This is a genomic window from Oceanobacillus sp. FSL W7-1293, assembly GCF_037969815.1.
Taxonomy (GTDB): domain Bacteria; phylum Bacillota; class Bacilli; order Bacillales; family Amphibacillaceae; genus Oceanobacillus; species Oceanobacillus oncorhynchi.
Window position 1 is genome coordinate 3,125,163 of record NZ_CP150212.1, and the last position, 23,756, is coordinate 3,148,918.

Below are 23,756 nucleotides of genomic sequence, written 5' to 3' on the forward strand. Positions count from 1 at the left end.
GTTTCGGCTATTCCGTTTTCTCGCTCTCCTCACTCATTCCTAAATCAGAAAATAGTCCATATACAAAGGCATCTGCGTCAAATTGCTGCAGGTCATTGATACCTTCACCTAATCCGACATATTTCACCGGAATTTGCAATTCATTACGAATAGCAAGCACAATCCCGCCTTTTGCGGTACCATCCAGTTTAGTCAAGACAATTCCGGACACATCTGTTGCCTCTGAAAAGGTACGTGCCTGTGTCAATGCATTTTGGCCGGTAGTAGCGTCCAAAACCAGTAAAACTTCATGGGGAGCACCTGGAATTTCACGTTCAATGACGCGTTTCACTTTAGCAAGCTCGTTCATCAGATTCACCTTATTCTGAAGTCTTCCTGCAGTATCACAAATGAGTATATCTGCTTCACGAGACTTTGCAGCTCTGATTCCATCATAAATAACCGCAGCAGGGTCGCTGCCTTCGCTGTGCTTTATTACAGGAACGTCAGCACGCTCTCCCCAGATTTCTAATTGTTCGATTGCTCCAGCACGGAAAGTATCCCCTGCTGCTAAGATGACATTTTTTCCATCTGCTTTTAATTGATGTGCAAGCTTGCCAATACTGGTTGTTTTCCCCACGCCATTTACACCAACAACAAGAATTACCTGTAACCCGTCTCCATCCAGCTGCAAATGCTGAATTGACGAATCTTCATCACCATAATAAATATCTACAAGCTTTTCTGAAATAACATCCTTTATTTCAGAGGAGTCCTTGATTTTTTGACGCTTTACTTCCATTTTAAGTTCTTCGACAAGGTCCATCACAGTGGAAACACCGACATCTGCTGTAATTAATACCTCTTCTAATTCTTCAAAGAAATCCTCATCTACTTTACGATAACGTGCAATTAAATCATTTAATTTCCCAGAAAAGGTATCTCTTGTCTTTTTCATACCTTCCTGATATTTTTCGGAAATCTCCTTGGTTTCCTCGTTTTGCTTAAAACGCGCTTTCAATTTATCCATGAATCCCATATTGATATCCCCCTACGATTGAATCAATTCTTTTGTATCCTCTAATCGGACAGAAACCAGTCTCGACACGCCTGATTCCTGCATCGTCACACCATAAAGAACATCTGCTTCCTCCATGGTTCCTTTTCGATGTGTAATGACGATAAACTGTGTATCCTTGCTGAATTGCTTTACATACCTGGCAAAGCGGACTACATTCGCTTCATCTAAAGCCGCTTCGACCTCATCCAGTATACAAAACGGAACTGGACGGACACGCAAAATGGAAAAGAGAAGGGCGATTGCTGTTAATGCTCGTTCTCCTCCTGATAAAAGGCTTAAATGCTGCAATTTTTTACCCGGCGGCTGTGCAATAATATCTACGCCTGTTTCTAATAAATTATCCGGGTTTGTTAATTTTAATTCAGCATGTCCGCCGCCAAACAAGTGCATAAACACCTGGGAAAATTCTTCTTTTATTTTTGAAAAAGTGGTTGAGAACCGCTCCTTCATTTCTGTGTCCATCTCTTCAATAACAGTATATAGCGTTCGCTTTCCTTCCACAAGGTCATCTCTTTGTTCTTTTAAGAACTGGTACCTTTCAGAAATACGCTCATATTCATCAATAGCACCTAAATTAATCGTGCCCAGCTGGTTGATTTTATCCTTTAAACGGCTGACGACTGCTTTTGCCTCATCCATATTTTCAACCTTTGCATAATCACGTTTTGCCAATTCATATGTCATCAAGTATTCTTTTTCAAGCTGCTGCAGGTGGTTATCAAGCTCCACATCCAAGCGGTTTGATTTGACCTCCTGTTTTTGATGGTGCTCATTCGTCACGCTATATTGTTCCTGTGCCTCTTTCAAATTCGCTTCCAGGGACTGCTGTTTGTCTAAGCTTTCTTTTCTTTTAGTGCGCAGCTTCTCTATGCTTTCCGTTAATTTCTGTTTGGACGTTCTGGCATTGACAATTTTAGCTTCCATTTCTTCTTCTGTTTCTTCCTGGTTTTTTATTGCCGTTATTGTCTCCAGCTCTTCGTCCACCTGACTTTTGTCCTCAATTGCCCGTTCAAGCTGCGTCTCTAAAGCTTTTGTATTCGCTTTTTGATTTTTAAAGCGTTCTTCCTGCTCAGCCAGTGTTACTTTGATTTCGTAAAACGCATCCTGTAATTTTCCTTGCGTCTCTTTTAATTTCGCTTCTTCCTCTGTTAAATCATCCACTTCTTTTTGCACTGTTTGAAGCTTAATATTGATTTCTTCTAATTCTTTTGTCAGGACTTTATTTCGATCCGCTAATTCTGTACGGCTCTGTTCATTCTGTTTTTTATCCATATCATAGATGGACAAGTTGTCATTGATGGATGTCAGCTTCGCCTGAAAGGTTTGAAAATCAGCTTGACTTTCCTGCACCTCTTTTTGCATTTTCTGCACTTCTTGCTCGGTATCGCTGATTTTTTCATCAAGCTCTCGCAAATAATCTCTTTTCTTCTGTACACCATGTTCAAATTGCTCTGTTTTTTGTTTGTATTCTGCCAAGCGCGCATGCAGCTCCTGCAGATCTTTTTCGCGGGTAAACAGCGATTGATTCTGTTTTTTCTGCGCTCCTCCTGACATAGAGCCTCCAGGGTGGACCATGTCACCGTCCAGCGTGACAATCCGGTATCTGCGATGCAGTTTTATCGCAATGTCATTTGCATCCCGCAAGGTTTTAGCAATAACCACATTACCCATTAAATGCTGCACTGCTTTCTCATATTTTTTAGCTTTCGGCTGCACTAAATCAGAAGCAACGCCTACAAACCCCGGGTGCTCCCTTACTTCCTGTTTTCCTTCACTGGATAAAAAACGGGGTTGAATCGATTTGAGCGGGAGAAAAGTTGCCCGCCCGCTATTGGTCTTTTTCAACCAATTAATCGCTTCTCTTGCTGCCTGGTCTGTTTCTACAACAATATTTTGCGCTTGTCCGCCTAATACGGTCTCCACTGCTGTAATATAGTCTTTAGGGACATCCATTAACTCGATAACTGCCCCTTCTATATCCTTCAGCTTGCCTTCTTCTCTTGCCCGTAAAACCTGACGGACGCCTTGAAAGAAGCCTTGAAAGTCTTCCTTCATTTCTTCGAGCATTTCTTTTTTTGACTTTACTTTTTCAATGTATTGATAGCCTTGATAAAGCTTAGACTGCGCTTCCTCATACTGCGTGCGTTCTGATTGCATTTCAGCCTTTAACGTCTTTAATTGCTGCGTCTTTTTTTCCAGTTGGTTCTGATAAGACTGCAGGACTTCTTCAGCGGCTGTCTGTTTATCTTGCAGCTCATTTCTCTCCGTAAGCATATCCTTAAATTTCATGGATTGGGAATTGTTTTTTGCTTCAATTTGCTCTTGCTGCCGATCAACAGATTGTTTTTCATTTCGATAAGCAGCCTGCTGATTCAACAATTCGATATACTCCGCTTTTAAATCCTCAATTCGGTTAGCTACATCTTCCGGCCGCATTGCTAATTTCTTTTCTATTTCTTTTTTTCTGGCCAAAGTATCAGCCTTCTCTGCCTCTAAAAGCGCCAGTTTCTCTTGTTCATTTATTTTTTGTTTTTCCAGCACACGAACATTTGAAGTAACCCGATCTAACTGCTGTACAAGCTTTTCTTTATTCTCATCTGCGTGCTTGGACCGTTCATCAAACAGTTGCTTCTTTCCTTCAAATTTCTCCAGCCGTTCTGTTACATCTAATAAATCAGTCTGCAGCTGCTCTATTTCTGTTTCATACTGCTGTATATGTTTTTTTTCTTTTGCCACGTCCACTTCGATCAGACGAATGGCTTCGGATTGTTCTTTCTGTTTTTTTTCGTTCACAGCTAAATTTTCTAATACCTGCTGCCATTCCTGATGAATTTGTTCCATTTCCGTAATCAGCACAGAAATCTCTGTTTCTTGGAGTTCAGCCTGCAAGGTCTGATATTCTTTTGCTTTTTTTGATTGCTCTTCTAACGGGTCCAGCTGCTGTTCAATTTCATAAACAATATCCTCGACACGATTCAGATTCTCCTGCGTTTCAGCAAGTTTATATTCTGCTTTTTTCTTACGCTGCTTATATTTTAAAACACCTGCCGCTTCCTCAAAAATCACACGGCGCTCCTCTGCTTTCGAGCTGAGAATCTCTTCCACTCTTCCTTGACTGATAATAGAAAAAGCTTCCCTGCCCAGACCGGAATCAATAAACAGGTCAACAATATCCTTCAGACGGCAAACCTGTTTATTTATATAAAATTCGCTTTCCCCAGATCGGTAAACCCTTCTTGTCACACTGACTTCTTCGTAATCCAGCGGTACACGCTGATCTTTATTGTCTAATACAAGTGTAACTTCAGCGATATTTAAAGGAGATCTCGAGTCACTCCCCTGGAATATAATATCTTCCATTTTGGATCCGCGCAGTGATTTCATAGATTGTTCTCCCAGCACCCAGCGGATTGCGTCAGTAATATTACTTTTCCCGCTTCCATTCGGACCTACTACCGCTGTTACTCCAGGTACAAAATCTACGTTAATTCGCTCTGCAAAGGATTTAAATCCAACACTTTCTAATCGCTTTAAATGCATAATCATTCTCCTAAAATCTAATCTTTCTATTTTCATCGTGTCTATTTATCGTTATATACGTCAAAAGAGTGGCTAATAGAAGCCTCTCCCATTTTCATACGCAGCTTTATGATTTCCAAAGCTGCGGCAAAGTGAACATTTCAATAAAATGAAACTTATTTCTTTCTTCCGCTGCTTGAATTGTTTAGCTAATATATTTTATCACATTATGGCACTTTAGCCTATGCGCGACATGCTATTAATTCAGAAAGGAACGCTTTAACGAAAGATAAAAATTATGCTATAATTAACACTTGTTATAAGATTAATGTTATTTATTCGTACATAGCTCATTTGAAATACCATTCATTCTTATTTTGTACTTTTTCTATGTACGGATAAAATTCCTGAAGAGGATAAATAGAAGGAGGATATGATGCAGTTAGAGCAGCCAAGCAAGGAAAATATGGAGTATATGCTTCAAGAGTTAGCTGAAAAGCTACAGGTAGTAAATCGTTCAATTATGGACGCAGAGGATTATAATCTTGAAAAATATGAGGACTTAAAATGGATGTATGACATGGTTATCAGTAAAGGCCGTTTAAGCGCGTCAGAAACACAGGCCTTTATTAATGAATTAGCAGCCATTCGCAAATGATGCAGAAAGACTAAGGCTGCAACGCTCAGGAATTAAGGCTTCGATTACTCATCCCAGTGAAAAAGTTGCCATAATACCTTTTCGGTCACGCAATATAAGAAAAACGTTACGCAAGAACAAGCAGCTAAATTACCCTTGCGTAACGTTTTTTTATTCTGGAAGCTTTTTCTCAAGCGCCGCTCTGGCTGCCTTTTGCTCAGCTTCTTTTTTTGTTCTTCCGTTTCCCTTTCCAGCGGGTTCTCCCTGAATTACAACCTGAGCGATAAACTCTTTATGATGGGAAGGTCCGCGCTCTTCGATAATCTCATACTCAATTTTTCTATCTTTTTGCTGCTGAACGATTTCCTGAAGATGACTTTTATAATCCATCACACTTGTTGACGTATCTACTGTTAATGCAGGGAAAATATGCATATTTAGAAAACGAAGCACCGCATCAAAGCCTTGATCTAAATAAAGTGCTCCTAAAAAGGCCTCAAATGCATCCGCTAGAATCGCCGGCCTTTGACGTCCGCCAGTCTTATCTTCTCCTTTACCTAAAAGGATGTATTTCCCAAAGTCAAATTGTTTTGCAAATACCGTTAAAGACGCTTCACAGACAATAGCTGCACGTAATTTGGTCATCTCTCCCTCAGGCATTTCCTGATTGTTCCTGTATAAATATTGCGAAACAGCTAATTCCAATACGGCATCTCCTAAGAATTCCAACCGCTCGTTATCATTCAGCTTGCTTTTTTTATATTCATTGACATAAGAAGAATGTGTAAATGCTTCCTTTAATAAATCTTTTTGTTGAAAAGTTATTCCTAATTCATTCTCCAGCTGACTTAATTCCAAATTAATCTCCTTCACCCCCATAAAATAGATGATTTCACACTTTCTAAAGAAACAAATAAACATTGCCGGAATTCTTTAATACATACAGGTACTGACTTGAACAATCTTTATTTTACCACATACTTCAATAAATTATTTATTTCATGATTAAGCGCGGACACCGGCTCCATCTTTCAATAAGACAGGTAACCACTGCGTTAAATAGATATGGGAAAGCCTCTAAAAAGAAGCTTTCCCATAGGTTGTTTTTATTCATTAAGCTTTGCTGTTTATGTAATCTACAGCATCACCTACTGTATTAATCTTTTCAGCATCTTCATCAGCGATTTCAATATCAAACTCGTCTTCTAATTCCATAACAAGCTCAACAACGTCTAGTGAATCTGCTTCAAGGTCATCTTTAAATGAAGCTTCTAAAACTACTTTTTCTTCGTCTACATCCAGACGATCAGAAATAATAGACTTTACTTGTTCAAACACATCTGCCATTACCCGTTCACCTCCTTTCAAAAATATATTATTATTTTTTGTTTTTGTTCTGCAATTGTATTACATCACCATTCCACCGTCAATATGAATGGTCTGCCCTGTAATATAATTTGCATCTTCACTTGCTAAAAAGCGGACAACCCGCGCGACGTCTTCCGGTTTGCCTAAGCGGGCTAACGGCACTAATTGCAATAAAGATTCCTGCTGTTCTTCACTTAATAAATCCGTCATATCTGTAGAAATAAACCCTGGTGCAACAGCATTTACTAAAATATTTCGTGAAGCAAGCTCTTTTGCGGTTGTTTTGGTTAAACCAATCACGCCCGCTTTGGCTGCAACATAATTAGCCTGTCCAGGATTTCCGCTTACTCCGACGATGGAAGCTACATTAATAATACGTCCTGATTTTTGCTTCATCATTTGGCGGGTAACAGCTTTCGTACATAAGAACGTGCCCTTCAGGTTGGTTTGAATCACCTGATCGAATTCATCTTCTTTCATTCGCATTAATAAGTTATCCTTTGTAATGCCGGCGTTGTTCACCAGAATGTCGATTGATCCGAACTCTTTCACTGCTTGCTTCATGAGTTGTTTAACAGATTCTTCCTCAGAAATATTTGCCTGTACTTTAACTGCTTTTACTCCGAGCTCCTGAATTTCTCCAACAACCTCTTCTGCTTTTGCTTCACTACCTGAATAGTTTACAATGACATTTGCTCCATTTTTTGCAAGTTCCAAAGCAATCGCTCTGCCAATCCCTCTGGAAGCTCCCGTTACTACTGCTGTCTGACCTTGTAACATTATTCTTCCTCCTTGTACCAGCGAATAAACGCGTCGAGTGATTCCTGATCCTGTACAGCAAATGTTTTTGTTTTCCGGTCGATTTTCTTCAATAATCCACAAAGTACTTTTCCTGTACCTACTTCAACAAATGCATCCACATCTTCTTCCAGCATCTTTTGAATCGATTCTTCAAAGCGCACCGGCGAGTAGAGCTGCTGTACTAATAATTCTTTCATGGTTTCTTTTTCCGTTACTGCATCAGCTGAAACATTTGCATAAACAGGTGTTTTTGCATCTCCTAGAGCTGTTTCATTTAAATGTGCTGCAAAATCTTCGTTAGCCTGCTTCATCAATCTGGAATGGAACGGCCCGCTTACATTTAGCGGCAATACCCGTTTTGCTCCTGCTTCTTTTAATAATGCAGTTGCCTGTTCCACGCCTGCAACGGAACCGGAAATAACGATCTGCCCCGGACAATTTAAATTGGCAATATCTACAATTTCGTCTTTCACTTGCTCAAGTGCTTCCTCAACCTTGTCCTGACCAAGACCTAACACAGCAGCCATGGTTCCTTGCCCTTTTGGAAATGCCTGTTCCATTAAACGTCCTCTTACTTTAACAAGCTGAATTGCGTCCTGCCACTTGATTGCACCAGCAGCAACTAATGCACTATACTCTCCCAAGCTATGTCCGACAACCATCGAAGGGTGAATGCCATTTTCTTCTAAGAGCTTGGTTACGGCAACGCTGGATAATAATAGCGCTGGCTGTGTATTCTCTGTTTCCGTCAATGTTTCTTTCGGTCCTTCAAACATAAGTGTCTGTATATCCATATCCAGCACTTCATTTGCTTCTTTATACAAGGCCTGTACTTGCGGATAAGCGTTATATAAATCTTTCCCCATGCCAACAGCCTGCGACCCTTGCCCCGGGAACATAAATGCAATACGTTTCATTTATTTCTCCTCCTCTTCGCTGATCGTTTCAATGGTACTCTGAATTGTTGCGGTCACATCGTTCTCAACCATATAAACGGCCTGCTTTACAGCATTGGTGATTGCCCGGCTTTTGGAAGATCCGTGCGCTTTGATTACTGGCGCAGAAAGTCCAAATAATCCCGCTCCGCCATACTCTGAGTAATCTAACCGGTCTTTTATGCCTTTCAGGTCATTTTTAACAAGTGCAGCAGCAATTTTGGTTTTTGTGGAAGACATAAATGTACCTTTTAAAAGAGAAAAGATTGTTTCGGCAACGCCTTCCATGGTTTTTAATGCTACGTTTCCGCTAAAGCCATCAGTCACCACAACATCTGCCACACCATTTAATATATCTCTTGCTTCTACATTCCCTACAAAATGGATGGGCGCATTTTCTAGAAGCTGAAAAGCTTTTTTCGTTAAGTCATTCCCTTTTCCATCTTCCGTGCCTACATTTAATAAGCCGACTCGAGGCTTTTTAATATTTCTTACTCTCTCCACATAAATGGAGCCCATAATACCATATTGAAGCAGATGCTCTGGTTTTGCGTCAACATTTGCTCCGACATCGAGCATTAAGAAGCCTTGCCCGTCCACTGTTGGAAAAGTAGGACTCAATGCAGGACGGTCGATTCCTGGAATACGCCCCACGACAAACAAGCCGGCACTCATTAATGCACCCGTATTCCCTGCAGAAATACAGGCATCTGCCTCCCCGTCTTTGACAGCTTTAGCCATTAAAACAAGCGAAGCATTCTTTTTGCGCCGCACCGCTTTTACAGGTTCATCCTCTGATGTTATTTTTTCATCTGTATGTATGATATTAATTTGCTTCCTGTCCGTTAAAATTGGTTTAATTTGATTTTCATCCCCATAAAGGGTAATTTGTAAATCTTTATTTTCTTTTACAGCTTCCATCGCACCTAACACAATTTCCTTTGGTGCATGGTCGCCTCCCATTGCATCTATCGCTAATCGCATTGATTTATTCTCCTTTGCTTTCACTGGAATGAAACATGAAAAATTCACCTGTAAACACAGGTTCATTATTCACAAAGCTGTTCACTTCCACGATGGTGTACCCCCGCTTGTCTCTTCCTTTAACAATCGCTTTGGCAATCACTCTTTCGCCTTCTTTAACCTGTCTTTTAAAACGCAGGGTAGACTTAGCAGTTAAAGCAAGTTCATCATTAATGACGGCCACAGCTAATGAATTTGCCTGGGCAAACAGATGATGCCCTCTGGCAATTTTATTTCTGGAAAAAACAAACTCTGACGTGATATCGAGCATGGAGATAGCCCGCTCATCCAATTCCAAGTCAATAATATCTCCAATTACTTCTTCCACTGGCAAAGCTTTAACTGTTTCATTCCATTGCTTTGTAGCCACATGTTTTATCCGTTCACGAAGTTCAGGAATAGACAGCTCCATACGGTCCAGCCGAATCGTTTGAATACTCACTTGAAAATCTTTTGCAAGCTGTTCATCCGTTACAAATGGAGAGTCTTCGATTTTTGCTCTTAATAACGATTGCCGTTCTGCTTTTGATCGTCTCATTTCTATCATCAAACTTTCATCTAATATTTTCAGAGGTGCCGATTCTTTTTTATCATATTCAATAAATCTCATTAACCTGTCAATATTGGTAAGCATCGTCCCGTCTCTTGTCTCGATCAGGGAAAAAGAGCGCTTATTGAATACTGCCGATGGTGAAGCTTCGTTTTAAGACTTGGTACTAATAGTAATATATAATAGCATGCTTTTTTATGCAAGTAATCTATTGATTTAACTGCTGTCTCTGGACTAATCCAATTTTTCAAGCAGACCCTCTTCTTCTGCTAATATTTCCTTTAAATATTTGTAGTCCTCGGATTGTAATAAATTATTTTCAACAATATGCTGTGCATCCTGGCGTGCGGTTTCCAGCGCGCGGTAATCGTGTACCATGTCAGCTACTTTAAATTCGGGCATACCGCTTTGTTTTCTGCCAAAAAAATCGCCCGGTCCGCGCAATTGCAAGTCCTGTTCGGACAGTTCAAATCCGTCACTTGTTTCTGACATGATGCGCATCCGCTCTTTGCCTACTTCCCCTTTAGGTTCTGCAATGAGAATACAATAACTTTGCTTGCTTCCTCTGCCGACGCGTCCCCGGAGCTGATGCAGCTGTGACAAGCCAAAACGTTCTGCATCGTAAATTACCATTACGGTAGCATTCGGAACGTTCACTCCGACTTCAACAACGGTTGTTGAAACTAACACCTTTACCCTGTTATTTGCAAAATCGCGCATTACTTCATCCTTCTCCGCGGAAGACAGGCGGCCATGCATTAAGCCAATTTCCATTTCATTATCGTAGTAAGCTGTCAGCTGATGATACAAATCCACGGCGTTTTGAATATCTAATTTATCCGATTCCTCGATAAGCGGACTGATAATATATGCCTGCTCGCCCTGCTTAACCCGCTCTTGAATAAAATCAAGAATCCGTTCAAACATATTTTCCTTCACCCATAATGTTTCAATCTCTTTTCTCCCGGAAGGAAGCTGGTTGATAATGGATACATCCATATCGCCAAACGTTGTAATCGCAAGCGTTCTGGGAATCGGGGTTGCTGTCATAAATAAGACATCCGGATCCAGCCCTTTATCTCGCAGTGTCCTGCGCTGCGCAACGCCAAAGCGATGCTGCTCATCCACAATTGCTAAACCTAAATCCTTAAATAAGACATCCTCCTGAATAAGCGCATGCGTTCCAATCACAATATCAATTTCTTGATTTTCAATTTGCCGGGTCAGCTCTTTACGTTTCTTTCCCTTTACAGATCCTGTTAACAAAGCAACGTCCGCTCTGCCTTCCAGCATCGTTTGAAAGGATTGGAAATGCTGTTCTGCTAAAATTTCAGTAGGAACCATTAATGCTCCCTGCTTACCTGCTGTAACAGCAGCGTATAGGCAAATTGCCGCAACAGCGGTTTTCCCGGAGCCAACGTCGCCTTGAAGCAGCCGGTTCATTCGATAAGCACTTTTCATATCCTTTAAAATTTCAGTTAATGCTTTTTGCTGCGCATCGGTTAATGTAAACGGCAATGATGTAATAAAACTTTGAACGTTATTGATCTGATAATCCTGTTCATTCCCTTTGGTGGATTCACGATTTATTTTTCGAATCAATTGCATCTTCAGCTGAAACAGCAGAAATTCTTCATAGATAAACCGTCTCCGTGCATGCTTTAAAGCAACCCTGCTCTCCGGAAAATGCATCGTCCTTACGGCAGCTTTCCTTTCCGGAAGCTTATAATTTTCCAAATAAGAAGCAGGAAGAATCTCTGTGATATCGTCCTCATGTGAGTCAAGCACCTGCTTGATAAGCTTTTGGAATTTATAAGAAGTTAAATCGCCTTTCAATGAATATACAGGGGTAATAGAATCATTTTCTTCCATTTTTCCTGTTTTATATTTACTGACTGTAATTTGCAGGCGGTGCGCGTCCCATTTTCCTGTTAAGGTAATATCTTGTCCCTGCTGAATCTGTTTCTTTGCGAACGCCCGGTTAAACATAATCGCTTTGACAGCAATCCCTTCCACTTCTACAGTGAAGCTTAACCGTGACTTTTTCTTTCCAAAAAAAGTAAGAGAAGGATTGTAAACGACCTTCCCTTTAATCGTAACCTTCTCATCATGAACCAGCTCTTGCAGAGGTTTTTCTTCATAAATATCATATCGATACGGGAAATATTGTAATATATCGTTCGTCTCGTAAATATGCATGAAGGCAAGCTGTTCTGCTACCTTTTCGCCAATACCTTTCACTTCTAAGATTGATTCATTCATTTCCAACATCCTTTTCTGCAAGAGCTATTGCTATTTCTTATCTTTTCTTCGGTTAGACAGATACCCCAAAGATTTTTTCTTTTAGGAATCGTCCCGTTGGCGTATCAGCCAAGCCGCCTTCCCCTGTTTCACGTAAAGAAGAAGGCATTTGTTTTCCGATTCGATACATTGCTCCAATGACTTCATCACATGGAATACGGCTTTCTACACCCGCTAAAGCTAAGTCTGCAGATACAATAGCAAGAGAGGAACCTCCTGCATTTCTCTTCACGCACGGAACTTCTACTAAACCAGCTACCGGGTCACATACCAAGCCAAGCATGTTTTTCAATGTCATTGCAAAAGCGTGAGCGGACTGCTCTGGTGTACCTCCCGCCATTTCAACGATAGCCGCGGAGGCCATTGCTCCTGCTGATCCGACTTCCGCTTGACATCCGCCTGCTGCACCAGAAATAAACGCATTGTTTGCCACCACAAAGCCAAATGCTCCGGAAGTGAATAAATACCGCACCATTTCTTCTCTCGTCGGATTCAATTGTTCCTTCACCGCAAATAGTGTGCCCGGCACACAGCCAGCGCTCCCGGCAGTGGGGGTGGCACAAATGATTCCCATGGCTGCATTTACTTCATTTGTTCCCATTGCTTTACTGACCGCGTCCATCATTAAATTACCGGACAGCGGGGTTTTTTCTTTCATATATTTTTGCACTTTCACAGCATCTCCGCCAGTAAGTCCTGTTACGGACTGGACTCCTTTCAGTGCATCCTCAATCGCATTTTCCATAACGACGAGATTTTTTTCCATCTCGGCAAAAACTTCATCTCTCGTTTTCTCTTTTACATCCATTTCTTGTCGTATCATCACTTCTGATATGGGGATGTTTTCTGTTTTGGCCATTTCCACTAACTCTGCAACTGTTCGAAACATCGCAATTCCCCCTTTTTAACTTACAATCTTTGCAATAGAGATTATATGATCAGCAGCCTGCAGCTCCTGTAATATAGAATCTTCTATATTCTGATCCACCTCAATAACCATCAGCGCCTCTTTGCCAACGTCTTTTCGGTTTACTTCCATATGTCCAATATTCAATTCATATTTTGCCAGAATTCTCGTTACTGAGGCAATCGCGCCAAAACGGTCATTATGCATAATTAAAATAGCGGGATGATTCCCGGATAACCGGAGTTCAAAACCGTTCAATTCTGTAATCTCCACTTTCCCTCCGCCAATAGATATTCCCATCAGCTCTTGCTGTTCTTTGTCATCTCCAATAATCATGCGGACTGTATTCGGATGGTCTACTGCTGCACTATCCTCAATAAATTCAACCTCTAAACCTTTCTCTTTTGCCAGCTGCAAAGAGTTACTAATTTGCGAGTCATCGGTTTCCATGCCTAAAAGACCGCCGACAAGTGCAAAATCTGTTCCATGTCCCCGATAGGTTTTAGCGAAAGATTCATAGAGGTGTATTTTTGCCCAAGCGGGCTGTCTGCCAAATAGATTCCGGGCTGCTTTTCCAATACGTGCCGCCCCTGCTGTATGTGAGCTGGAGGGTCCCACCATAACCGGACCGATAATATCGAATACGGAATTATATTTCATAAAAATAACACCGCCCTGTAATTGTTTAAGCTTTCCTTTATCATTATAACAAAAATACGAAGTTCATTCACAATTTAATCTTGATAAAAAAGCAACCATGCGTTCGAATCTTTATAAAGATTCTCAGCCTAATTCCTGGTAACATTGACTTTCTGAACATCTTCTTATAATATTCAATTGTGGATAAAGATTTCATTCTTTATTGGGCGGGAGAGGGATAATAAAATATTGAGGTTTCCTATGCAACAAAAAAATACGTTAAGAAAAGATATTGTTGCTGGTATTATCGGTTATCTGACAACAGTGTATATCGTTGTTGTAAATGGCAGCATTCTAAGTGAAGCAGGGCTTTCATTAGAAAACGGGATGATAGCAACCATTTTAGCGAGTTTTGCCGGCACTGTCATGATGGGGGTTTTCGGAAAGCTTCCTTTAATCTTAATTCCTGGTATGGGGATTAACGCCTTATTTGCTTTTTCAATCATTGGAAATAATGGCTTTAGCTTTCATGAAGGATTAGCAGTTGTCTGTTTAGCAGGGTTATTATTTATGGTTACCGCCTTCACAAAGCTCAGTACCATCCTAAAAGAAGCTATACCGGACTCTCTGCAGCACGGGATAACAATCGGATTAGGTTTTTTCTTAATTCTGATCGGTGTTGAAAACAGCGGGATTGTTACAAGCGGAGAACAAACTGTTATTACAATCGGTGATTTTACTTCACCATCTGTGATTGCAGGGCTGATTACATTATTTGTTGCAATTTACCTGTTTGTAAAAGGAGTACCGGCAAATTTTTTAATCACCATGATTATCGGTACTTTCGTTGCTATGGCATTAAATGTTCCGACAAATGGCGTTTCATCCGTGAGTTTTAACTTGGATGAATTACTATTTATTCCTTCGTTTACAGCAATCGGCGATATCTCTTTTTGGTTATCTGTATTTACATTAACTTTAATTTTGATTTTTGAAAATATGGGTACATTATCCAGCCAGCTGGATATGCTGAAATCACCTGAAGCTTTTCAGAAGTCTTATCGGATTACCGCAACATCTTCGTTTCTTTCTGGTATATTTGGAACATCGCCTACGATCTCAAGTGCTGAAAATGCAGCTGTGATAGCATCAGGTGGAAAGACAGGCAGAGCAGCGATAACTGCTGGTATCTTATTTTTGGCTACGGTGGTATTTATTCCATGGATTTCCATTATTCCTGCAACAGCAATGAGTCCGATTCTAATTATTGTCGGATTCTTAATGGTTCAAAACATGAAGTACTTGCCCTGGAATCAATTTTCCGAATGTATCCCGGCACTGCTCATTATAGTGATGATTCCATTCACCTATAGTATTGGTGATGGAATGGCATTTGGTTTTATTGCCTATCCTATTGTGCAATTGGCACTCGGAAAGAGAAATGAAATATCTAAGCAGCTGCTGCTTATATCTACTTTATTTTTTATCGAATTTGTTTTAAAAATCGTTGGTATATAAATAAAAGCAAAGTCCAGCCCGATTATAATATCAGACTGGACTTTGCTTTATTTTCCTTACTCAACCGAGAAAATATAAGAATAGATAGGCTGTTCTCCTCGATGAACTTCAACTTCAATTTCATCATACTTCGCTTCTACATAGGCTTCTAATGCTTCCACTTCTTCTGCAGAAACATCTTCCCCTGAAAGAATCGTTAAGATTTCACTGTCCTCTGAAATCATTTTATCAATGAGGTCTTGAGCCGTTTCTTGTTTTTGCTTATGTGTTGTCACAATCTTTCCTTCATCAATTCCCATAAAATGCCCTTTAGCAATATCGATACCATCAATTTGGGTATCCCTTACTGCATAGGTTATTTGCCCACTCCGGACTTGCTTTCCTGCCTCTTCCATCACAGATTTATTTTCATCTAAAGATGATTCGGGGTGGAATGACAGCATAGCACTGATTCCTTGTGGTATCGTTTTAGTGGGAACCACTCTAACATGATCGCCGGCTAATTCTGCCGCCTGCTCCGCTGCCATTTGGATATTTTTATTATTAGGAAGGATAATGATTTTCTTTGCATTTGCTTTTTCAATTGCATCGGTAATATCCTTCGTGCTCGGGTTCATTGTCTGTCCACCTTCAATGACTACGGCAGCCCCTAAGTTTTCAAACAGTTCCTTTAATCCATTTCCCATTGCTACAGTCACAATGCCATAAGCGGATTTTTCTTTTGGCACTTCTTTTTTATCCCCGACAATTGCTGTATGCTGCTCCCGCATGTTTTCGATTTTCAGGTTAATCAGGCTGCCATATTGCTGTGCCAGATTTAAGCACGTGCCTGGAGCTTCAGCATGTACGTGCACTTTTACAATTTCCTCATCTGCAACAACAAGGAGGGAATCTCCCCATTCACTTAATTCATTACGGAAAGTCGTTTCATCAAAAGGATGATCTTTTAATTTATCATTTTCTAATTTCACCATAAACTCTGTACAATACCCATATACAATATCCTCAGTATTCATGAAATCCTGAGTTACTTTATGATGTTCGGCATTGATCATTTCGTCCATTTTACCAGCAGCATCCGACTCTTCCGGCAGTTCTTCACCCTTTAGCGCAGCAAGAAAGCCTTCATAAATCGTCACCAGACCTTGACCGCCGGAGTCCACGACCCCTACTTCCTTTAATACAGGCAATAAGTCGGGAGTCCGTTTTAATGATGCTTTGGCTTCTTTTAATATTTCTTCCATAAACGCAACGATGTCCAAATCATTCTCCGAAATTTCCATTGCTTTGTTTCCAGTGTCTTTTGCTACGGTAAGAATAGTTCCTTCTACGGGCTTCATAACCGCCTTATAAGCTGCATGGACAGCCCCTTCAAAGGCTTCCGCAAAATCTTTTACATAAAGCTCTTTTTTTCCTTCACACGCTTTCGCAAAGCCGCGGAAAATCTGAGATAAAATAACACCAGAATTCCCTCTGGCTCCCATTAATAATCCCTTTGAAAAAGCACTTGTCACTTCATAAACTTTGTCTGTTTCCAATTTTTTCACTTCATTTGCTCCAGAAGTGATTGTTAAATTCATATTTGTTCCGGTATCCCCGTCAGGAACAGGGAAAACATTTAATGCGTCAATTTTTTGTGCATTATTCGAAAGATGGTAAGCTCCGGTCAACACCATCTGTGATAATAATGCTGCATCTATTTTCTCAACTGCCACATCTTCTCCTCCTTCTGCTCTATTCCTTTTCTACTCGGACACCTTGAATAAATATATTTACCGAATCGATTTCTAATCCTAAGGATTGACTAAGTGTATATTTTACTTGTGATTGCACATTATGTGCCACTTCGGAAATTTTTGTGCCATAGCTTACAATAATAAACAAGTCAATATGTAGCTTTCCGTCTTCTTGACGAACAACAATTCCTTTAGAATAGTTCTCTTTACGCAGTATTTCTGAAATATTATCTTTAATTTGGCTTTTCGATGCCATCCCTACAATTCCATAGCATTCAACAGCTGTTCCACCAGCTATTGTTGCAATAACATCTGTTGTTATCGTAACGAGTCCATCGTTTGTATGCAACTCTATTGACATAACTACAGCTCCTTTTATTACAAAGTATGTTTTATCGCTGTTCAAACAAATTGAATGGGACGAGTAATCATTGCCCTCGCGCCATTTGATCATCCGTTTTTTCCATCATATATGATTAAAATTATACTATATGCTCTGCCATTTTAAAAGGGAGCCTGCGAGAATTAGAAAACCTATCCTCTCAACAATTGTCCTCTAAAACTAGGCAGAAGAAAAAACTCCACTATTACAATGGATGATTTTCATTCATCTGTCAAGCAATTTTTCTTTCATAGGATTGCTTAAGAAAAATAAAAACATCAGTTAGTCTTCTTTAAGGGAGGTGATCTCGGGGCCCACGGAAAGCGGAGTGTATTTCTGGGGCCTAAGATTACTCATCCCATGAAACACGTTGGAGCGGCTATCTTCTACATTTTTCATATACTTTCTTAGCTCTCAAAAAACATACGGTCTTTAACGAATAAAAAAGATTCAATTGCAATATCGGGGAAGTTATGATAAATTAAGTTAGTGGTATACTGATTTTGGAATGTAAGGAGGGAATGACATGGCTAGAAAATGTGTTGTAACTGGACGCCAAACACGTAGTGGTAACCAACGTTCTCACGCTATGAATTCCAACAAGCGTAATTGGAAAGCAAATGTACAAAAAGTACGTATTATGGTAGATGGAAAACCGAAGAAAGTATATGTATCTGCTCGTGCATTAAAATCAGGCAAAGTAGAACGTGTATAATATACGAAAATATGTGCATATGCCTTAAAAACACCATGTTTTGCATGGTGTTTTTTTGTGTCTAAAAAAAATTTAACTATCATTGGTGAAGTAATAAATACATATCATGGTTATCAGTTTCAGGTCTTTTCTCCACGAAGAGATTATTTTCAGCTTTACTTTTTTCCTTAAATTACCTCTTTCGACTAAACGGATTTCTCTAAAAAATAAGCTTTTGCCGTTAATGACAAAAGCTCGTTTACTATTACTTTTCTTTTTTAAATACACCAATAATCACTTTTACAAATCCGCCTACAAACTTAGGAAGCTTAATCGTATAAAATTTCATTTATAAAGGCCCTCCCTGTTTAACTATCCTATTTGCTCCTAAAGGATGTTCAAAAAGTCCGGTAAAACGACATATCGAACTTCTTAATCCCCTTTATCGTAATGTTGAACACTTATCATTAGTTAAACTGCATCATAACTCTTTACTAGTATTAGTATGCCTTTAGAGAAAGAAAAAGTACCTTTTTTTTGACTAAGCTCATTAGATATGCATAAAGATGAACCCCAGTGTATCGTTTTATTTTCTAATGGATATACAAATCCGGTCAATGTTAACCCGGCAGCCTCAGGAGTAAATGCTAAAAAAGAAATATAAGAATATCCTTCCTCCTCCACTGAATAGCTGCCCGGCTCCAGCATTTCAATATGGTTTCCCTTATCTAGTATGACCGCACGCTTTCCTTGCTGTAATAATGGGTAAAGCAGCTGCAGATTCATTAATGCATGATCCAGTCTGCCCCCAGTTACGCCAAACAAGTAAAATTCACTTGCTTCCTTCTTTTTTCCCATCTCGATAGCAATCTCTAAATCCGTCTGATTCTTCATCACCGGGTACTTATCAAAAAGCTCCGCATGTTTTTCAATAATAGCATATTCCCTTTTCGTAACAGAATCAAAATCTCCAAGTGCAATGTCTATCGTTATTCCATGCTCTGCTAAATAAAGTGCCCCGCGGTCAGCGCCAATCCAAAAATCCACTTCCTCTTGATAGGTTAACAGATTAGGTAACTGTTCTTTCGGACCATTACCTACAATGCCGACACGCATCATTATTTCTCTGCACTCTTGCGAATCACATCAATGGCTGCTTTTCGGTCACGCTGATTAAAAATAGCACTTCCTGCGACTAATACATCTGCACCATTTTCCGTACATACAGGCGCTGTTTCCTCATTTACACCGCCATCGATTTCTATTTCAAAGCTTAAGCCCATTTCTTCACGCCATGAGGCTATCTGGGCAACTTTAGGGACAACTTCTTTAATGAAAGACTGCCCCCCAAAGCCAGGATTTACAGTCATTAATAAAACAAGATCCACTTCCGTTAAAACCGGCTTAATTGCTTCGGCTGAAGTGCCCGGGTTAATGACGACGCCCGGCTTTACACCATGGGAACGAATCAGTTGTAATGTACGGTGCAGATGCACACAGGCTTCTTGATGGACGGTAATGATAGATGCACTTTTAGCAAATTGCGGTATATATGCATCTGGATTTTCTATCATTAAATGAACATCTAACGGCAAATTTGTAATTGGTTTAATCGCATCTGCGATTAAAGGACCAATGGTAATGTTAGGAACAAAATGTCCATCCATGACATCAACATGAATATAATCTGCCCCGGCTTGTTCCACTTCTTTGATTTCGTCTCCAAGCTTGGCAAAATCAGCTGATAAAATAGAAGGTGCTATTTTTGTCATAATTAATACCTCGGCTTTCTTGTTTTAATTTCTTCTAGGAAACGTAAATAATGATCGTATCTGAATTCAGCTATAGCTCCATCCGAAACAGCTGCTTTCACTGCACATTTGGGTTCTTTATCATGCAAACAGCCCCGAAATTTACAATCCGGCATATGAAGTCTTATTTCCGGAAAACAGGATCCTAAATCTTCCGCCTCTAAATCGGAAAACTCTAACGCACTAAACCCAGGTGTGTCCGCCACAAGCCCTTCTCCAATTGCCAGGAGCTCTACATGCCTTGTGGTATGCTTTCCTCTTCCAAGACTTTTTGAAATCTCAGCTGTTTCCAAATACAGATTTGGATCCAGTGTGTTTAATAACGATGATTTCCCGACCCCGGACTGCCCCGCAAAAACGGTCACCTTATCTTTAAAATAGGGCATTACTTCGGAAATCCATTCCGGCTCTTTGGATGATAACAGCTTCACTTCATAGCCAATCTCCTGATAAGCTGTTTGATACTCCTTAATTCTATCGATTTCTGCTTGCGCTATTAAATCCATTTTTGTAATAAGAATCAAAGGCTGGATATGCTTTGATTCTACAAGGACAAGAAAGCGGTCCAGCAATAGCGGATTGAAGTCCGGAGAAGTTGCCGCACTGACAATTCCTACTTGATCAATATTCGCAATAGGAGGCCGAATAAGCTCATTCGACCTGTCTCTTACTTTCATAATATAGCCTTCTACTTCATTACGAACTTCAAATTCCACAAAATCGCCAACCAAAGGGGTGATTTTTTTATTCCGGAACACCCCTCTGCCCCTGCAAGCATAAACTCCTTCATTTGACTGTACATAGTAGAAGCCGCTTAACGCTTTAATAATTCTTCCTACTGCCATCTACTCTTCCTCTCCATCATAGGATACAGTCCTTTCCGTAATTTCCTCGTCATCTCTGGTGATTCGATATTCGGCATCCGTTCCTGGCGCAATCGTTAATGTGAACGTTACTTCCGTATCTTCTGTTATTGTCTCTTCCCGATATACATCTGAAATATCGTTATTACTGTCACCTATATAGATCCGCACCGTTTGCTCCTCTGGTTCTGCCGATTCTGTTTCTTCTTCATTCTCTGCATTTGCTTCTTCATTATTGGAATCTTCGTTATTCGAATCTTCATTATTTGTGTCCTCGTTCTCTGCATTCTCTTCATCTGATTCGCTGTTTTGCTCTTCGTCATTATTCCCGTCACCAGATGATTCTTCTTCGTTGTCTTCCTCTTGATTTCCTTCGTTCTCTTCTCCGCCTTCTTCAGCTGATTCCTCTTCATTATTAAGCGTATATGGAACCATATACGAAACAGAATGAGACCGCGGCGGTTCCTCTTCCGGCCCTAAAGAGAAATAAACATCAACGGTAGAACCTTTTTCAATATCTGTTCCTGATTCTGGAGATTGTCTGACAACAAGCCCTTCTTCGACATCATCTGAATGCTCTTCATGCTTATTCATAACTAATTCATTACGATCTACATAAGCTTGTGCTTCTTCTTCACTCATTCCTGTCAGGTTATTAAGGCTCACCATCTCTGGCCCGGCACTGACTTCAAAAATAACCTTCGTATCTGCTGGAACGACAGATGATTCCGGATCCGGCTGAACCTGTGAAATAATCTCACCGACAGGCTGGTCAGAGTTTCTTTCAAAAGGTGTAATATCTTCAAAACCTTCTTGGTTCAATTGTGCTTCCACCTCTTCAAAATCTTCTCCGACAAAATCACCAAATTCCACTTGCTCTGGCCCTTGACTGACAAATAGGGTGATTGCTGCCCCTTCTTTGATTGTTCTTCCAGCAACAGGATTGGTTCTCTCCACATATCCGGCCTCAATTTCCTCCGAATTAACCTCTTCTATTTCAACTAGAAGATTTTGACTTTCCAGTGCCTCTCTTGCTTCATCTGCCGGTTCATTTACATAATCGGCTATCGTGACATCTTGAGGCTGCATCGCATACACAACCGCAGCAGTTCCGATACCGATAAGTAATAATAATAGAATCGATATCCAGATAATTTTTTTCTTTTTACTGGCAGGTTTCTTTTTCTTCTTTTCTTTTTTCTTTTTATTGTCATCATCCGGGTAGCTTTTTGTCGGCTCCGTATCCGCTTGATGAACTATCGTCCGTCCTGCTTCTGTATCATCCTCGGACAAATCATCATCTGTAATAATTGGAATCGCTTTTGTCTCGTCGCCTTCTTCATCCGGAATCGTAAAAGGATCCTCATGTAATTTTTCCGGTGACAATGCAGTTTCAAGAGCTGCCTCAAACTGATAGACATCTTCATAACGATAAAATGAATTTTTAGCTGTTGCCTGCAAAACAATATTCTCCACACTCTGCGGGATATCCGAGTTGATTTCTTTCACAGACGGTGTATCGCTTTGCAAATGCTTTAATGCAATAGATACTGGGGATTGCCCAGAAAAAGGCAATTTTCCAGTCAGTAATTCAAACAATACAATACCTAATGAATAAATATCTGATTTTTTTGTTGCCATCCCGCCGCGCGCCTGCTCCGGTGACAGATAATGAACAGAACCCAGGATGGAATTGGTTTGCGTCAATGCGGTTGCACTGAGAGCCATCGCAATCCCGAAATCTGTCACTTTCGCCTGACCAAAACGGTCAATTAATATATTTTGAGGCTTGATATCACGATGAATAATATCATTTTCATGTGCCAGCGCAATAGCAGAAGCGATCTGTTTCATGATATCCAGCGCAAGGGGAACCTCTATTGGCCCAAACTGCTGAATATACTCCTTTAAAGTCATCCCCTCTACATATTCCATAATCATATACAATACCTGATCGTCTTCTCCGACATCGAAGATATTGACAATATTCGGATGAGAGAGAGAGCTTGCAGATTGCGCTTCACGGTCAAAACGTGCAATAAACTCCTGGTCATGTACATAGTCGGTACGCAATGCTTTAACAGCTACATCACGCTCAAGAATGGTATCTCTGGCGAGAAAGACATTAGCCATTCCGCCTCCGCCTATTTTTCTCTCGATTCGATAACGGTCATTTAATAAGTGTCCCGTGTTCATGCAGGTTCACCTGCCTCCGAGCCTGAACCGTCATGTGTTATCAAGATAAGCGAAATATTATCTTCTCCACCGCGCTGATTCGCTAAATCAACAAGTTGGTGACCTATCTCATCCATCTCGTTATCTGCTGTAATATGTTGTGCTAATTCCGTTTGACTGAGTTTATCTGACAGGCCATCTGAACATAGCAGCAGCCGGTCTCCCGCCTGCCATGTCAGCGTCTTTACATCTGTATCAACTTTGGCATCTGTCCCCAGAGCACGAATAATATAATTTTTATAAGGATGAACTTCAGCATCCCCCTCTGTAATCTCGCCTCTTTTTACAAGCTCATTTACAAAGGAATGATCCTCTGTCAGCTGTTCAAGTTGACTGCCTCTGGCAATATACAAGCGGCTGTCCCCAATATGGGCAATTGTAAGGGAATCTCCTATTATCACTACAGCTACAAGGGTTGTCCCCATCCCTTCCAGCTGCTTGTTTTCTTGCGATTTCTGAAAAATTTGTTCATTTGTTTCTCTAATAGTTTGTTGAAACCACTGTTCAATCTCATCTGTGTTTTCAACTTGTTCGGTTTCTTCCCATCTGTTTTTAATATTTTCAACAGCCAGCATACTTGCTACATCACCTGCTTGATGACCTCCCATGCCATCAGCAATAATGGCAATTGGCTGCTTGCTTTTATTTTCAAAAACACCGCCTGCATCTTCATTATGATTGCGAACTTGTCCGCAATGCGTTAAGAAAAGTCCTTTCAAGAGCTACTCCCCCTTTACAAATCCAAATATATATCTTTCTCAAACAATACTGATTACT

General features: G+C 40.4%; 22 protein-coding genes. 3 read left to right on the forward strand and 19 right to left on the reverse strand.

Annotated features, from left to right (window positions below):
- Positions 1-7: 7 nt before the first annotated feature.
- Entirely contained in the window at positions 8-1,018 is a 1,011-nt protein-coding gene (gene ftsY / locus MKY65_RS15370) for a signal recognition particle-docking protein FtsY (RefSeq protein WP_339178272.1), read from the reverse strand.
- A gap of 12 nt (positions 1,019-1,030) precedes the next feature.
- Positions 1,031-4,600, reverse strand: coding sequence for a chromosome segregation protein SMC (smc, locus tag MKY65_RS15375; RefSeq protein WP_339178274.1), 3,570 nt, complete (start codon positions 4,598-4,600; stop codon positions 1,031-1,033).
- 415 nt (positions 4,601-5,015) lie between these two features.
- On the opposite strand from smc, the gene MKY65_RS15380 reads away from it, so the two are divergent.
- Positions 5,016-5,237, forward strand: coding sequence for a DUF1128 domain-containing protein (locus MKY65_RS15380; protein WP_042535084.1), 222 nt, complete (start codon positions 5,016-5,018; stop codon positions 5,235-5,237).
- 150 nt (positions 5,238-5,387) lie between these two features.
- On the opposite strand, the gene rnc is transcribed toward MKY65_RS15380, so the two are convergent.
- From rnc to sdaAB, 9 genes are all read right to left on the reverse strand, one after another.
- Positions 5,388-6,074 (reverse strand): ribonuclease III, encoded by a 687-nt coding sequence (gene rnc / locus MKY65_RS15385; protein ID WP_339178276.1) that lies wholly within the window; start codon positions 6,072-6,074, stop codon positions 5,388-5,390.
- A 255-nt stretch (positions 6,075-6,329) separates the two neighbouring features.
- Positions 6,330-6,563, reverse strand: coding sequence for an acyl carrier protein (acpP, locus tag MKY65_RS15390; RefSeq protein WP_042535086.1), 234 nt, complete (start codon positions 6,561-6,563; stop codon positions 6,330-6,332).
- Between the two features lie 60 nt (positions 6,564-6,623).
- On the reverse strand, positions 6,624-7,364 hold the full coding sequence (gene fabG, locus MKY65_RS15395) for a 3-oxoacyl-[acyl-carrier-protein] reductase (RefSeq protein WP_339178280.1): 741 nt from the start codon (positions 7,362-7,364) through the stop codon (positions 6,624-6,626).
- Complete coding sequence (gene fabD / locus MKY65_RS15400; RefSeq protein WP_339178283.1) at positions 7,364-8,302, reverse strand: ACP S-malonyltransferase; 939 nt, start codon at positions 8,300-8,302, stop codon at positions 7,364-7,366. The genes fabG and fabD overlap by 1 nt, the downstream gene beginning before the upstream one ends.
- Complete coding sequence (gene plsX / locus MKY65_RS15405; protein ID WP_339178285.1) at positions 8,303-9,304, reverse strand: phosphate acyltransferase PlsX; 1,002 nt, start codon at positions 9,302-9,304, stop codon at positions 8,303-8,305. It lies immediately after the preceding gene.
- Between the two features lie 4 nt (positions 9,305-9,308).
- Positions 9,309-9,881, reverse strand: coding sequence for a transcription factor FapR (gene fapR / locus MKY65_RS15410; protein ID WP_339185269.1), 573 nt, complete (start codon positions 9,879-9,881; stop codon positions 9,309-9,311).
- Positions 9,882-10,127: 246 nt separating this feature from the next.
- Positions 10,128-12,155 carry an ATP-dependent DNA helicase RecG gene (gene recG, locus MKY65_RS15415; protein WP_339178286.1) on the reverse strand — a complete coding sequence of 676 codons (2,028 nt, stop codon included), beginning with the start codon at positions 12,153-12,155 and terminating at the stop codon, positions 10,128-10,130.
- A gap of 52 nt (positions 12,156-12,207) precedes the next feature.
- Positions 12,208-13,083: an L-serine ammonia-lyase, iron-sulfur-dependent, subunit alpha gene (gene sdaAA / locus MKY65_RS15420; protein WP_042535096.1), complete on the reverse strand. Its 876-nt coding sequence runs from the start codon at positions 13,081-13,083 to the stop codon at positions 12,208-12,210.
- A gap of 15 nt (positions 13,084-13,098) precedes the next feature.
- The gene (gene sdaAB / locus MKY65_RS15425) at positions 13,099-13,761 is read right to left on the reverse strand and encodes an L-serine ammonia-lyase, iron-sulfur-dependent subunit beta (RefSeq protein ID WP_339178289.1); all 663 of its coding nucleotides are present in this window, start codon (positions 13,759-13,761) and stop codon (positions 13,099-13,101) included.
- A 240-nt stretch (positions 13,762-14,001) separates the two neighbouring features.
- Here sdaAB and MKY65_RS15430 point away from each other — a divergent pair, with 240 nt between their 5' ends.
- Entirely contained in the window at positions 14,002-15,258 is a 1,257-nt protein-coding gene (locus tag MKY65_RS15430) for an NCS2 family permease (RefSeq protein ID WP_339178291.1), read from the forward strand.
- 56 nt (positions 15,259-15,314) lie between these two features.
- Here MKY65_RS15430 and MKY65_RS15435 read toward each other — a convergent pair whose 3' ends face one another.
- On the reverse strand, positions 15,315-16,973 hold the full coding sequence (locus MKY65_RS15435) for a DAK2 domain-containing protein (RefSeq protein ID WP_339178294.1): 1,659 nt from the start codon (positions 16,971-16,973) through the stop codon (positions 15,315-15,317).
- A gap of 19 nt (positions 16,974-16,992) precedes the next feature.
- A complete protein-coding gene (locus tag MKY65_RS15440) occupies positions 16,993-17,355 on the reverse strand; it encodes an Asp23/Gls24 family envelope stress response protein (RefSeq protein ID WP_339178296.1) in 363 nt (120 codons plus the stop codon).
- Positions 17,356-17,902: 547 nt separating this feature from the next.
- Here MKY65_RS15440 and rpmB point away from each other — a divergent pair.
- On the forward strand, positions 17,903-18,091 hold the full coding sequence (gene rpmB / locus MKY65_RS15445) for a 50S ribosomal protein L28 (protein WP_010649390.1): 189 nt from the start codon (positions 17,903-17,905) through the stop codon (positions 18,089-18,091).
- Positions 18,092-18,335: 244 nt separating this feature from the next.
- Here the strand turns inward: rpmB and spoVM are convergent, their stop codons facing one another.
- The 6 genes from spoVM to MKY65_RS15475 form a co-directional block, all read right to left on the reverse strand.
- Complete coding sequence (gene spoVM, locus MKY65_RS15450) at positions 18,336-18,419, reverse strand: stage V sporulation protein SpoVM (RefSeq protein WP_042535106.1); 84 nt, start codon at positions 18,417-18,419, stop codon at positions 18,336-18,338.
- Positions 18,420-18,541: 122 nt separating this feature from the next.
- Positions 18,542-19,189 carry a thiamine diphosphokinase gene (locus MKY65_RS15455; RefSeq protein WP_339178306.1) on the reverse strand — a complete coding sequence of 216 codons (648 nt, stop codon included), beginning with the start codon at positions 19,187-19,189 and terminating at the stop codon, positions 18,542-18,544.
- Positions 19,189-19,842, reverse strand: a complete 654-nt coding sequence (gene rpe / locus MKY65_RS15460) for a ribulose-phosphate 3-epimerase (RefSeq protein WP_339178308.1) — start codon at positions 19,840-19,842, stop codon at positions 19,189-19,191. The genes MKY65_RS15455 and rpe overlap by 1 nt, the downstream gene beginning before the upstream one ends.
- Positions 19,843-19,844: 2 nt before the next feature.
- Complete coding sequence (gene rsgA / locus MKY65_RS15465) at positions 19,845-20,726, reverse strand: ribosome small subunit-dependent GTPase A (protein ID WP_339178310.1); 882 nt, start codon at positions 20,724-20,726, stop codon at positions 19,845-19,847.
- Complete coding sequence (gene pknB, locus MKY65_RS15470; RefSeq protein ID WP_339178312.1) at positions 20,727-22,940, reverse strand: Stk1 family PASTA domain-containing Ser/Thr kinase; 2,214 nt, start codon at positions 22,938-22,940, stop codon at positions 20,727-20,729. It lies immediately after the preceding gene.
- Positions 22,937-23,698 (reverse strand): Stp1/IreP family PP2C-type Ser/Thr phosphatase, encoded by a 762-nt coding sequence (locus MKY65_RS15475; protein ID WP_339178315.1) that lies wholly within the window; start codon positions 23,696-23,698, stop codon positions 22,937-22,939. The genes pknB and MKY65_RS15475 overlap by 4 nt, the downstream gene beginning before the upstream one ends.
- Between the last annotated feature and the right edge of the window lie 58 nt (positions 23,699-23,756).